At 75.8% G+C, this 13,173-nt stretch carries 10 protein-coding genes; 3 read left to right on the top strand and 7 right to left on the bottom strand.

Going from position 1 to position 13,173, the window contains the following annotated elements:
* Positions 1 to 77: 77 nt before the first annotated feature.
* Both ACFVVL_RS18540 and ACFVVL_RS18535 read left to right on the top strand, forming a co-directional pair.
* Positions 78 to 1,055 (top strand): helix-turn-helix domain-containing protein, encoded by a 978-nt coding sequence (locus ACFVVL_RS18540; RefSeq protein WP_380287530.1) that lies wholly within the window; start codon positions 78 to 80, stop codon positions 1,053 to 1,055.
* A gap of 38 nt (positions 1,056 to 1,093) precedes the next feature.
* A complete protein-coding gene (locus ACFVVL_RS18535) occupies positions 1,094 to 2,092 on the top strand; it encodes an alpha/beta hydrolase (protein WP_387676417.1) in 999 nt (332 codons plus the stop codon).
* Positions 2,093 to 2,162: 70 nt separating this feature from the next.
* Here ACFVVL_RS18535 and ACFVVL_RS18530 read toward each other — a convergent pair whose 3' ends face one another.
* From ACFVVL_RS18530 to ACFVVL_RS18500, 7 genes are all read right to left on the bottom strand, one after another.
* A complete protein-coding gene (locus ACFVVL_RS18530) occupies positions 2,163 to 2,891 on the bottom strand; it encodes a YoaK family protein (RefSeq protein WP_387676414.1) in 729 nt (242 codons plus the stop codon).
* Complete coding sequence (locus tag ACFVVL_RS18525; protein WP_387676412.1) at positions 2,872 to 3,396, bottom strand: DoxX family protein; 525 nt, start codon at positions 3,394 to 3,396, stop codon at positions 2,872 to 2,874. Before ACFVVL_RS18525 ends, ACFVVL_RS18530 begins: the two co-directional genes overlap by 20 nt.
* A gap of 128 nt (positions 3,397 to 3,524) precedes the next feature.
* A complete protein-coding gene (locus ACFVVL_RS18520; RefSeq protein WP_387676409.1) occupies positions 3,525 to 5,402 on the bottom strand; it encodes an amidohydrolase in 1,878 nt (625 codons plus the stop codon).
* Between the two features lie 336 nt (positions 5,403 to 5,738).
* The gene (locus ACFVVL_RS18515; RefSeq protein ID WP_387676406.1) at positions 5,739 to 7,751 is read right to left on the bottom strand and encodes an FAD/NAD(P)-binding protein; all 2,013 of its coding nucleotides are present in this window, start codon (positions 7,749 to 7,751) and stop codon (positions 5,739 to 5,741) included.
* Positions 7,752 to 7,900: 149 nt separating this feature from the next.
* Complete coding sequence (locus tag ACFVVL_RS18510) at positions 7,901 to 8,872, bottom strand: quinone oxidoreductase family protein (protein ID WP_387676403.1); 972 nt, start codon at positions 8,870 to 8,872, stop codon at positions 7,901 to 7,903.
* The gene (locus ACFVVL_RS18505; protein WP_387676400.1) at positions 8,869 to 9,900 is read right to left on the bottom strand and encodes a DMT family transporter; all 1,032 of its coding nucleotides are present in this window, start codon (positions 9,898 to 9,900) and stop codon (positions 8,869 to 8,871) included. The genes ACFVVL_RS18510 and ACFVVL_RS18505 overlap by 4 nt, the downstream gene beginning before the upstream one ends.
* A gap of 7 nt (positions 9,901 to 9,907) precedes the next feature.
* A complete protein-coding gene (locus ACFVVL_RS18500; RefSeq protein ID WP_387676397.1) occupies positions 9,908 to 10,771 on the bottom strand; it encodes an S-adenosyl-l-methionine hydroxide adenosyltransferase family protein in 864 nt (287 codons plus the stop codon).
* Between the two features lie 322 nt (positions 10,772 to 11,093).
* On the opposite strand from ACFVVL_RS18500, the gene ACFVVL_RS18495 reads away from it, so the two are divergent.
* Complete coding sequence (locus ACFVVL_RS18495) at positions 11,094 to 12,962, top strand: CocE/NonD family hydrolase (RefSeq protein WP_387676394.1); 1,869 nt, start codon at positions 11,094 to 11,096, stop codon at positions 12,960 to 12,962.
* Positions 12,963 to 13,173 lie beyond the last annotated feature (211 nt).

Below are 13,173 nucleotides of genomic sequence, written 5' to 3'. Positions count from 1 at the left end.
GGCAGTCAGATGACCTAACCCGCCGCCTGCCCCTTCGGTCAGGCTGAACGGGCAGGGATTCGAGGAAGGGCGGTCAGATGGGCGTACGGGTGACGACCGCGGTGGTGCCGGACGGCGAGAAGGCGGCCTACCTGGGCGGGGCGGTGTCCCGGACGCTGGTGCCGGTGGAGCTGCGCCCGCTCACCGGGCGGCCGTTCGACGGGCAGCTGGTCTCGCACCGGCTCGGCTACGTGCGGGTCTCCACGCTGGAGGCGGACGCCGCCCGGTTCTCCCGTACGGCGGCGCTGATCGCCCGGGCCCCGCGCGGTGAACCGCAGGTCGGGGTCGGTCTGCAGGTGTCGGGCCGGGCGGTGCTGGAGCAGGACGGGCGCCGGGCGGAGGTGGCGGCCGGCGGGCTCGTGCTGTACGACACCGCCCGCCCGTACGCCTTCGACTACCCCGAGCGCTTCCGCACCCACCTCTTCCACCTGCCCCGCCGGCTGCTGGGCGTGCCGGAGCGCGACCTGCGGCGGGCCTCGGCGACGGCCGTCGGCCCCGCGGACGGCTGCGGGCCGGTCCTGCTGTCCTTCCTCGGCGGTCTCGCCGCCTCGGCGGACTCCTACCCCGCGCAGGTCGGCGACCGGCTGGCCGGCAGCGTCGCCGACCTGCTCAGCGCGCTGGTCGCCCAGCTCACCCTGACCCGCGCGGCGGACGGGCCGGACACCCCGAACGCGCACCTGGTCCGCCGGATCCGGGAGTACATCGAACGGCACCTGGGCGATCCGGCGCTCGCGCCCGAGCCGATCGCGAAGGCCCACCACATCTCGGTGCGGTACCTTCACCGGTTGTTCGAGGGCGAAGGGGTGACGGTGAGCAGGCTGATCCAGCAGCGCCGTCTGGAGGCGTGCGCCCGGGAGCTGACCCGGCGCGGCCCCACGGCGCCGACGGTCTCGGCCGTCGCCCAGCGCTGGGGCTTCGTCAACCCGGCACACTTCAGCCGGGCCTTCCGCGCCGCCTACGGCGTGCCGCCGCGCGAATGGCGGGCGCGGGGGTTAGGAGGAGGGACCGGCCGATGAGCCGGCGCGCACCACCGAACGGAAGCCAGGAGCGAAGAGTGTCCGACCCCACCCCCTTTCCCGACCGCGGACCGGTGCTCGACCGGGCGCTCCGGGAGTTCCTGGCCGCCCGGGCGGCCGACCGCCCGGCGGGGGAGCCGACGGAGCTGCTCGCGCTGCTGGCCGCCGACGGGGAGCCCGACGGCGGGGGCGAGCCGGACCCGGACGACCCCTACGCGACCACCACCGAGTGGCTCGCCCTGCCCTGCGGCCCCACCGGCCGGGTGTCCGTCCAGGTGACCAGACCGGCCGGCGCCGCCGAGCCGTGCCCCGTGGTGCTGTTCCTGCCCGGCCTCGGCTGGTCGCCCGGCGAGGCCGCCGGCTACCGCCGGCTGGTCCGGGAGTTCGCCCTGGGCGCCGACGCCGCCGTGGTGTTCGTCGACTACGCGCGGGCGCCCGCCGCGCGCTACCCGGTGGCGGTCGAGCAGTGCCACGCCGTGGCGCGGTGGATCCAGGCGCACGGCCACGAGGTCGGGCTGGCGGGGGACCGGATGGCCGCCGTCGGCGACTCCGCGGGGGCCAATCTGGTGGCGGCCCTGACCCTGCTGGCCCGCGAGCGCGGGGACGTCCGGCTGGTCCAGCAGGTGCTGGTCTGCCCGGTGACCGACGCGGACTTCGACACCCCGTCCTACCACCGCTTCGCCACCGGGTACTTCCTGCACCGCGACCACATGCGCCGGTACTGGGACGCCTACCTGCCGGACGAGCGGCGGCGCCGGGAGGCCACCGCCGCACCGCTGCGCGCCACCCCGGAGCAGCTCGCCGGGCTGCCCCCGGCGCTGGTGGTCACCGCCGAGGCCGATGTGCTGCGCGACGAGGGCGAGGCCTACGCGGGGCGGCTGCGGGCGGCCGGGGTGCCGGTGGTGGCGACGCGCTACCAGGGCACCGTGCACGGCTTCCTGCTGCTCGACGCGTGCTGCCCGACCGGGACGGCGCGCGCCGCGCTGATCCAGGTCGTCGACACCGTGCACGTCGCCCTGCACCGCCGGGCCTGGTGACGTCGGACGCCCCGGCCCGGGCGCCCGCGTTGGGGCGCCCGCGTCGGGGCGTCCGCGTCGGGGCGTCCGCTCAGGCCGTCGGCGGCGCCCAGGGGGCGTCCGGGGCGGAGAGCCGGCGGGCGGCCAGGGCGGTGACCAGCAGGAGCAGCGTGGCCAGGGCCAGGGCGAGGGCTAGCCGGCCGTGAAGCACCAGGACCGCCCCGGCCAGGCCGCCGAGCAGCATCGCGAGCGCCGACAGGATCCGGCGGCCCGGGCGGGGCCCGGTGCCCCCGGCCGCCGGGGAGTCGGCGGCCAGGCCGGTCAGGGTGAGGGTGAGCACGGTGGTGGTGAGGTCGGGCACGCCGAGCCGGCGGGCCACGGCGTTCTGCAGGCCCATGCCCAGGCCCAGCAGCACGATCAGCGGGTACCGGGCGGCGCCGCCGTCGACGGCCGCGGCGGTGACCGCCGCCGCGGCCGTGAGGACGCTCTGGACGCCGGTGGCCAGGGCCAGCAGCCGCCCGCGGTGGGCCGCCGGGCGGGCCGCCAGCCGTCCGCCGGCGAGCGCGCCGGCCAGGAAGGCCGCCAGCGACACCAGCGAGGCGGTGGCGGACAGGCCCGGGGCGCCCGCGAGGGCGAACCCCAGGAAGACCACGTTGCCGGTCATGTTCGCCACGAACACGTGCCCGAGCGCGAGGTAGCTGACCGCGTCGACCACCCCGGTGGTGACCGTCAGCAGCAGCATCAGCGGCGGCAGCGGTCCGTGCCGGTCGGTGCGCGGCGGGGCCAGCGTCCGCAGGGCGTCAGCCAGCAGCGCGCGCACCGGCCGCCGCTCCCGCCGTGGGATCCTCGCGGTGCAGGACGGCCCGCGTGAGCAGGCCGCTGACCGGCCCGGACGCCACGGCGGCGAGCACCAGCCAGAGCGGCCAGGAGGTCAGTCCGACGGCGTGGTCGACGGACCAGCGGCCCGCGCCGGTGAGCGCGAGCGAGCCGGTGACCACGACCAGCACCAGCGGATACTCGTAGCCGTCGTTCTGCACCCAGAGCCCGTGCGGCACCTTGACGGTGATCGCCACCGTCATCACGCCCATGGCGACCATCGCCGCCAGCGGGGTGAGCGCGCCCAGCGCCAGGAACAGGCCCGAGCCGATCTGCCCGGCGCCCGCGGCGAGCGCGGTGAGCGTCCCGCCCCGGAACCCGTCGTGCCGGAACTCCGCCGTCCCGCCGGCGAGGCCGTTGCCGCCGAGGCGGTGGCTCACCTTCTGCACGCCGTGCCCGGCGATGAGCAGGCCCACCACCACCCGGATGATCAGCAGTCCGGTATCCATTGTGTTCTGTTCCTGTCCCTGGTCGTGGTCGTGGTCATGGTGTCCGTGGCCGGTGCGTGGCCGGCCCGTGGTCGGTCGAAGGCGCCCCGGCCCCGGCCCGCGGTGTGCGGGCCGGGGCCGGCGGGGCGTCAGAGGACGAAGCAGGGGTCGAACGGCAGCTCCCGCTCGACGTCCCGGCCGCGCGAGACGCGCCAGGCGCGGTGCAGCTCGGACTCGGCGACGACCTCGCCGAGCAGCTCCGCCTGGCGGGCGCCGGCGGACTGGTAGCCGCCGAAGCGGGCGACCGGGCTCCACGCGGGGCTGACCGGCGGGAGCTCCTCGTCCAGGCCCTCGTACTCGGCGGCGGCGTGCACGATCCGGCCGCCGACGACGGTCAGCACGGACTCGATGTCCGGGATCTCCGGCTCGGGCACGGTGAGGAAGTCGGCGGACAGCACCGCGAGGTCGCCGTAGTACCCGGGCCGCAGCACGCCCTTGACGTCCTGCTCGCCGGTGAGGGCGGCGCCCGCCGAGGTGTACATCGCGAGCGCGGTCGCCCGGTCCACCCGGTTCTGCGGCGGGCGCATCGCCAGGCCGCCGACCGTGCGGCCGGAGACCAGCCAGTGCAGGGCGACCCACGGGTTGTAGGAGGAGACCCGGGTGGCGTCGGTGCCGGCGGCGACGTTCAGGCCGCGGTCCAGCATCGCGCGGATCGGCGGCGCCTCGGCGGCGGCGCCGGCGCCGTAGCGGCGGGTGAAGGTCTCGCCCTGGAAAGAGAGGCGGTTCTGCACGGAGAGCGCGCCGCCGAGCCGGGCGATCCGGTCCAGGCTCTCCCCGGAGACGGTCTCGGCGTGGTCGAACAGCCAGCGGTTGCCCTGCGGGAAGAGGCCCTCGGCGGCGAGCTTCTCGAAGACGGCGAGGTCGCGGCGGATCGTCTCGTCGTAGGTGGCGTGCAGCCGGAAGCCCCAGCCGTTCTCCATGAGCAGCCGGACGGCCTTCTCGAACTCGCCCTCGTAGGAGCCGAGTTCGGGGCGCGGCTCGGCGAAGTTCTCGAAGTCCGCGGCGGCCCAGGTGAGGTTCTCGCCGGCGCCGTTGAGCCGCAGCCACGCATCGCCGTCCTCGGGGCGGACCATCTCGATCCAGCGCTTGAGGTCGTCCAGCTCCTGCCCGCCGGTCTGCGGGAACAGGTGGTAGGCGATGCGCAGCGAGAGCAGGCCCTCCCGGGCGAGTTCGGTGACCGTCGCGTAGTTCTCCGGGAAGTTCTGGAACCCGCCGGCGGCGTCGATCGCGGAGGTCAGGCCGAAGCGGTTCAGCTCGCGCAGGAAGTGCCGGGTGGAGGACTTGCGGTCCTCGGGCGGCAGGGCGGGGGCCTTGGCGAGGGTGGAGTAGAGGACCAGGGCGCTGGGGGCGGCCAGCAGCATGCCGTTGGGCTCGCCGTTGCGGCCCCGGACGATCTGGCCGCCCCTGGGGTCGGGGGTGGTGGCGTCGTAGCCGACGGCCTTCAGCGCGGCGCGGTTGAGGATCGCCGACTGGTAGAGGTGGAGGACGAACACCGGGGTGTCCGGCGCGGCCTCGTTCAGTTCGGCGGGCGTCGGCAGCCGGCGCTCGGCGAACTGCTCGGCCGACCAGCCGCCGACCACGCGCACCCACTGGCCCCGGGGCGTGCGGGCGGCCTGTTCGCGCAGCATCGCCAGCGCCTGGCGCAGCGAGCGCACGCCGTCCCAGCGCAGCTCCAGCACGTAGCTGAGGCCGCCCCGGATGACGTGCAGGTGCGCGTCGTTGAGGCCGGGCACCACGCGCCGGCCGAGCGCGTCGACGACGGTGGTGGACGGTCCGACGAACGGGGCGACGTCGGCGTCGTCCCCGACGGCGGTGATCACGCCGTCCCGGATCGCGAGGGCGCCGGCCTGCGGACGGCGGGCGTCCCCGGTGTGGATCTTCGCGTTGCGGACGACGACGTCGGCGGCGTTCGCGGCCGCGTCCTCCCCCGTGCGGGGGACGATCCCGCCGACCGGCATGACAGACACCTCGAAAGCCTCCTGTGCTGGGGTGCGGCCGCCGTCCGGAGCGGGCGGCGGCGGGGTGGGCGGCCGAACGGGCCCGGGGGGCCGGGCCCGCTCCTCCCACCGACTCCCCGACGGTAGGCCGGGCGCCCGGGGCCGAGTTGGCCCACAGCGCACCGTCACCGTCCCGCCAGCGCACCTCCGCCGGTGCGTCTCCCGTCGCCGTCTCCCGCCGCCGCACCCCGGCGGCGCCCGCCCGGGAACGGCGAAGCCCCGCCCTCCTCCGCTCTGGGGGAGACGGAGGAGGGCGGGGCCGCGATCGCCGTGCCGCCGGCCGGGACCGGGCGGGGCACGGCCCGGTCAGCCGGGGCGGACCGGGGTGCGGGGGGCGGGGCGGCGCGGTGCGGGGACGACGGTGACGGCCGGGCGCAGCGGACGCAGGGCGAGGACGGCCCGGGCGATGGCGTCGGAGTCGCCCAGGGTCACCGAGTTGACGCCCGGGCGGATGCCGGCCGCGGTGACCCAGTGCACCGCCTCGGTGGGGACGCCGTAGGCGAAGCGGCGCGGGTGCGCCCGCCCGGCGGCGTCCAGCAGGCGGTAGGGGCGCTCGGTGACCGCCAGCCCGCCCGTCTCGTACCCGGGACCGGTGGCGTCCGGGATCCGGTAGGTGCGGGCCTGTCCGTCGTCCAGCAGCCCGCGCAGCAGACGGTCGCCGGTGCGCCGCAGGTCGGGCTCGGGCAGCCGGGCCTCGACCAGGACGGCGGCGCGCAGCGGCGGTGCGTCGATCGCGGGGGAGTGGGCGGTGAAGGCGGGGCGGCCGCCCCGCGGGTCGAGGGTGATCCGCACATCCGGGCCGAGCAGGTCGACCACCCCGGCCTCGATCAGGGCGCGCAGTTCGTCGATCCGGGAGGCCGGCGGGCCGATGGACAGGAAGGCGTTCAGCGGGGTGTACCAGGACTCCAGGTCGTCGCGGTAGGAGGAGCCCTCGATGCCGCCGTGGTCGACGGCGAGCCGGATCTCGTTGCGCAGGTCGCGCAGCACGTCCAGGGCGGCCTTCAGCGGGCCGTTGACGTTCCCGGCCCGGGCGTCGCGCACGTCGCGCTCCAGGCGCTCGACGATCCACTCCCGGTGCTCGGCGCGCGAGGTGAAGCGCCGGCCCGCGTAGGGGTGGGCGAGCGCGTTCCAGTCCCAGCGCTGTGCGGCGCGGACCCCGTAGCGGTCGAGGAGGCCGGTGGCGCGGCCGGGGCCGGGGGCGGCCAGGTACTCCTCGGCGAGCCGCTCGCCGTCCTCCGGGCGGCCGGCGGCGGCGAGCAGGGCGGCGTAGTAGACGGCCTCGACCTCGCGGGCGACCAGCGGCCACAGGTCGCGGGCGAAGCGCACCGGCTCGCCGGCGGCGGCCCGTTCGCGCAGCCGGGCCGCGTACGACTCGGTGAGCAGCCGGGGGTGGTGGCGGCCGTGCGCGCCCTTCTCGTTCTCGCCGCGTGCGTGGTACGGCACGCCGCGCCGGGAGCCGGCCAGGATCAGCGGCTCCTGCCCGGACGGGTGGTAGACCAGCCGGCCGCCGCGCTCGGCGAACCGGCCGCCGCGGCCGCGGGTGAGCAGGGCGAGGTGGTCGAAGAAGTTGAGGCCGAGGCCGCGGACCAGGACCGGGCGGCCGGGCAGCACGGCGGCGAGGTCGAGGTCGGCCGGGTTGGCGGGCGGCAGGTGGACCAGGCCGTGCGTGGCGGCGCTGCGGGCCAGGGTGCGTTCGGCGGCGGTCGGGCCGGTCGCCAGGTGGCCGAGTGCCAGCACCACCGCGTCCAGGTCGGCGATCCGGCGGCCGTTGGCGAGGACCAGCACCTGGGCGGCGCCGGGCAGCGGGTCGGTGTCGGTCAGCCGCACGGCGCGGGTGCGGTGCTCGACGATCCGGCAGTGGGCCGGGGCAGTGGCGCGCACCCGGCGGTGGACGTCGCGCAGGTAGCGGCCGTAGAAGGCGCGGCTCGGGTAGGTGTCGGGGGTGAGCGCGCGGGCCTCGGCCCGCACCTGCTCGTCGTACTCGCCCGGAGCGCCCTGCGGGACGGCCGACTTGGCCCATTCGTAGAGGCTGGGGCCCTCCTCGACCGGGCCGTCGATGGTGACGCTCGGATCGGTGTAGACGGTGACCTGGGAGGCCACGGTGTTCATCAGCAGCAGCCGGGACTGGTTGGTGCGCCAGACCCGGCCGGCGCCGGGCGGGTAGGGGTCGACGAGGTGGACGGTGAGGGCGGCGGCCGACGGGCGGGAGCGCTCGTTGGCCAGCAGCCGTTCGAGGACGGACAGACCGCGCGGGCCGGCGCCGACCACGGCGATCCGGCGGTGGCGGGCGGTGGTCGGGCCGGGGGAGTGGGGAGCCATGGGTGATGTCCTCCCGTGCTTCGGGCCCCGCGGGCCGTTCGGGCCGTCGGGGCCGTTCGTCGGAGTGACGCCCCGCCGGACGAAGGCGGAGTCCGGCGGGGCGTCGGCCGGGGGGCGTTGCGGGTCGTGGACGGTGCGGGTCGTGGACGCTACGGGTGGCGCAGCAGGATCTTGCCCAGGCTCTGCCGGCCCTCCAGCCGGGCGTGCGCGGCGGGGGCGTCGGCGAAGTCGTAGGTGCGGTCGATCCTGGCCCGCAGGGTGCCGTCGAGCAGTCCGGCGAAGAGCGCGCCGGTGCGGGCGGTGAACTCCTCACGGGTGAGCACGTGGTGGGTGAGGCTGGGCCAGGTGAGCTTCAGCGAGCCCTTCTGGACCAGCGTGAACGGGTCGATCGGGTCGGGCTTGCCGCTGGCACGGCCGTAGACGACCAGGGTGCCGCGCGGGCGCAGCGAATCGAGGCTGTCGGCGAAGGTGTCCTTGCCGACCGAGTCGTAGACGGCGTCGGCGCCCGCGCCGTCGGTGATCCGGCGGACCGCCTCGCGGAAGTTCTCCCGGTCGTAGCGGACGACCGCGTCGGCGCCCAACTCGTGGACCAGCGCGGCCTTCTCGTCGGTGGAGACGGTGCCGATGACGTACGCCCCGGCCCGCTTGGCGAACTGGACCAGGAACTGCCCGACCCCGCCGGCGGCGGCGTGCACCACGACCACCTGGCCCTTGGCGACCGGGTGCGAGTCGTGCGCCAGGTAGTGCGCGGTGAGGCCCTGGAGCATCGCGGCAGCGGCCGTGCCGGAGTCCAGGCCGTCCGGCACGGTGGTCGCCAGCCGCACCGGGACGGTGACGAACTCGGCGTAGGCGCCCGGGAGTTCGCCGTAGGCGACGCGGTCGCCGACGGAGAGTTCGGTGACGCCGGGGCCGACCGCGTCGACCGTGCCGACGGCGTCCATGCCCGGGACGAAGGGCAGGGCGACCGGGAAGACGCCCTGGCGGTGGTAGACGTCGACGTAGTTGACGCCGATGACCTCGGTGCGGATGCGGATCTCGCCCGCGGCGGGTTCGGTCACCGGCACGTCGTCGACCTGGAGCTGCTCGGGGCCGCCGGGGGCGTGGACGCGGATCGCCTTCATGGGGTGGTACCTCGGCTGTTCTGGTAGGCGGGTCGGGTGGGAACGGGCGGCGACGGGGTGCCGCCGCCCGGGTCTTGGGCCGGTGCGGGCGCCGGGGCCGGTGTCGCGGCCGGGGCCGGTGTCGCGGCCGGTGGTGCTGCCGTCGCCGCCGCCGGCGCCGGCCGGTTGGCGAGCAGGCCGCCGCCGATCATCAGTGCCCCGCCCAGCAGTTGCAGCGCCGTCGGCGCGAGGCCGAGCGCCAGCAGGGCGACGAGCACCGTGAAGGCCGGTTCCAGCTGGAGCACGCTCGCGGTCTCCCACGGCCGCAGCCGCTCCAGCGCCAGGTGCAGGGTGACGTAGGCGAGGCAGAAGTTGGTGACGGCGAGCAGGAGTTGGAGGCCGAGGGTGCCGGCCGTCGGGTGCCAGCGCAGCGGGCCGGGCGCCAGCAGCAGGACCGGCAGCAGCACCACCGCCGCCGGGACCAGCCGCCACAGCGCCAGGAGCGGCGCCGGCACCGTGGCCATCAGGGCCTTGGCGGGCAGGAAGGCGAGACCGGCCAGCACCGCGCCCGCCAGCACCAGCGCGTCCCCGCTGCCGACCCCGGTGAAGCCCGCACCGGGGTCGCGCAGCACCACCAGCACCCCGCCGGCCAGGGTCACCGCGAGCCCGGCCGACTGCCGTGCGCGCAGCCGGTCGCCGAGCAGCAGCACCGAGGCCAGCACGGCCGTCGGGCCCTGGAGCTGGATGAGGAAGCCGCCGTTGACCGGGCTGGTCCGGCTCAGCCCGCTGATCACCAGGGCGAGCGAGAGACCGGTGCCGACCACCGAGACGAAGCCCAGCCGCAGCCAGTCCCGCCCGCCGAGCCCGGACGGGACCAGCGGCCGGCGCCGCACCGCAAGCCGTCCGGCCAGCAGCACGGCGCCGATCGACAGGTTGAGCTCGGTGGTCAGCAGCGGGTCGATCTCGCGGGTGACCCGGTTGGCCAGCACGGCGCCGGCGCCGAAGAAGGCGGCGGTCAGCAGCGCGAACGCGTACCCCTGCGTGCGCACGGTGGGCTCAGCGCGCCTTCACGCGGACCGCGTGCCCGCGCTCGACCCCGTACCGGGCGGCGAAGTCGCCCTGGTTGAGGGCGAGTCCGAGCTGGTCGCGGCTGGCGATGTAGGCGAGCGGCTCGCCCTCGCCGGTCTCGCCGAAGGTGCGGCGCAGCGGGGTGGTGAGCCGGGTGCCGCCGATCTCGATCTCCAGCTCGGCGTCGAACGCGATGCCCCGGGCGTCCAGGAATTCCCGGGTGATGCTCGTCCAGACGTTCCCGTAGTTCTTGTCGAGAATCGCCACCTCGCCGATTATCCAGTCGCCCTCGACGACCGGCTGGGCGACGTCGAGAAGGACGATGTCGGCCGCCTCGATTTCCTCACCGATTTCGCTGAAAGGTACTCCGTTGGCGATGTGCGCGGCCGCCGAAATCACGATGTCGCGCCCGTAGAACGTCGGGTCGATGACGGGCCGGCGGACCTTGTCGGCGGTGATCCGGCGGACCTCGGCGACGCCCGCCTCCTTGACGATCCGGGTCAGCAGGCCGTTGTTGGGGGCGAAGTAGGTGTGCCCCTGGGGGGTGCGCAGCCCGATCGCGTTGTCCTGGACGCCGGTGTGCGGGAAGGTGACGCAGGCGAAGACCGCGTCCGCCGGGAAGTAGCGGAACGAGTCGCGGATGTACAGGCCGGCCTCGTAGATGTCGAACGGGGTGACGTCGTGCGTGACGTCGACGATGTTGGCGTGGGGGGCGATGCTGAGCACCATGCCCTTGCAGATGCCGACGGCGTCGTCGACGAGTCCGAAGTCGGTGAGCAGCCCGACGATCGGCCGGGCGGCGAGCAGGCCGGGGCCGGTGGACGGGGCGGGGGTGCTGGCGGAAGCGGACATGCTGAACCCTTTCAGGATTACCGAAACGGGGTGGCGTGCATGACGGTCCGGGATTTTTGCGGCGGTGAATCGCCCGGGTAAAGGACGGTTCAAACGGCCGAGATTGAAGTGAGGCTAGCATCCGGTCGGCCGCGAAGAAAGCGTGTGCTGTTGCGGCTGTATGAAGTCAATTTGAAGAAGTGGAACGATACCGCCCGTTTGTCGGAATGTGCCCGGCGGGCGTGCCGTGCCGGGCCGCGGGCGGAAATGGTCCGGGCATGAACCGTCGGGGGCCGGGGCAGCCATGGGGACACCGACTCCCGTCCGCCCCCGGAGGTCCCGGATGCCACCACGCCCCCGGCGCGCCCTGCTCGCCGTGCTGCTGACCGTCCTCGCCGTCCTCGGCAGCGCCCTGGCGCCGGCCGCGGTGGCCGCCGGCCGCGGCCCCGTGCTGCCCCGCCTGCAGTCGCTGTACGTGCCGATGCCCGACGGCGTCCGGCTCGCCGTCGACGTCTGGCTCCCGGCCGGCACCCGGGCCGGCGACCGGCTGCCCACCGTCCTGGAGACCGAGCGCTACTGGCGCTCCCGGGACCACTCCGGCGGCATCGAGAACGACCCCCGCTACGGCAGCGCCACCGCCTGGAACGAGCACGGCTACGCCCTCGTCCTCGCCGACCTGCGCGGCACCGGCGCCTCCTTCGGCACCCTGCGCGGCGAGTTGGCCGCCGACCTGATCGCCGACAGCGGCGCCCTCGCCGACTGGATCGCCGCCCGCCCCTGGTCCAACGGCCGGATCGGCACCACCGGCGTCTCCTACGGCGGCGACACCGCGATGCTCGCGCTCGGCCTGCGCAACCCCCACATCACCGCCGCGATCCCGCTCTCCTACGACTTCGACCCCTACGAGGACCTGGTCCGCCCCGGCGGCCTGCTCATCGAGCCCCGGCTCGCCCCCTACGCCCAGCTGCTGCGCATCCTCGACGCGGCCGGCGGCACCACCTGCGACACCGACGAGGAGACCCGGGCGCTGTGCGCCGAGGCCGGGCTCACCGGCGCCTCGCCGAAGCCCGTCGACGGCCCCGACGGACCGGCCCTGCTCGCCGCCGCCCGCGCCGAACACGACGCCAACGTCAACCTGGTCGACCAGGGCCGCGCCGGCGTCCACCGCGACTGGACGGACGGCGCGCAGAGCTGGACGGCCGGCAGCGTCGGCGACCACGCCGCCGCGATCTCCGCCGGCGGCGTCCCCGTCCTCACCGAGGCCGGCTGGCTCGACGCGGGCACGGCGAACGGCGTGCTCTCCCAGTTCGCGGGCCTCACCAACACGCAGGACGACTGGATCGGCCCGTGGAGCCACGGCCGCCTCCACCTCGCCGACCCGTTCCTCCCCAGCCGCCCGCTCACCGGCGACGAACGCCGCGAACTCGCCGAGCGCTCCTACGCGTTCTTCGACCGTTACGTCAAACACCCCGGCCGCCCGGACGGCACCCGCCGGCTGCACTACTACACGTTCAACGAGGGCACCTGGCGCACCACCACCCGCTGGCCCGTCCCCGGCACCCGGACCCGGCGCCTCCACCTCGGCCCCGGCGGCACCCTCGCCGCCCGGCCTTCGCCCACCCCCGCCACCGACCTCCTGTCCGCCGACCCCGCCACGGTCCCCGGCACCGGGGCGCTCGACCGCTGGAACACCAACCTGACCGGCGACCCGGTCAGCTACCCCGACCGGGCCGCCGCCGACCGCGCCCTGCTCGGCTACACGGGCGAGCCCGTCACCCGGGACACCCGCATCACCGGCCTCGGCCGCGTCACCCTCGACGTCACCGGCCTGTCCGGCACCGCCGACGGCGCCCTCCACGCCTACCTGGAGCACGTCGCCCCGGACGGCCGCTCCACCTACCTCACCGAGGGCCAACTCGCCCTCACCGACCGCGCCGTCGCCTCCACCGGCCCCGACTGGCGCCGTCTGCGCACCCCCCGCAGCTACGCCGCCCCCGTCGCCACCCCCTTCCCCCGGGACACCCCCCAGCGCCTCACCATCGACCTGCTGCCCACCTCCGTCCTGCTGCGCCCCGGCGACCGGATCCGCCTCACCCTCGCCCCCGCCAACCCGTCCTCCTTCGAAACCCGCCCCGCCACCGGTACCCCCGCCTACCTGATCGCCCACGGCGGCATCAGCGCGTCGTACCTCGACCTCCCCGTGGTCGGCTGAGGGGGCGCCCACGGCGGGCGGGCGCCGACTCTCCGGCGAACACCGAAGGAACGACACGCATATGACAGATCGTCCAGCGCCGCGGCCGGCAAGTTGCGGGTGGGCGCCGCGGCGTGATTGGCTGCGGCCCGATGGTCGGCTTCCGCGCAGGCCGGGAGGCCGGGTTCGCGGACGGCCACCCGCTCGCGGTGGAGGGACGGGCGGCGCCCGC

The organism is Kitasatospora sp. NPDC058115 (genome assembly GCF_042884635.1).
Lineage (GTDB): Bacteria > Actinomycetota > Actinomycetes > Streptomycetales > Streptomycetaceae > Kitasatospora.
This window is presented reverse-complemented; position numbering and strand designations above follow the sequence as displayed.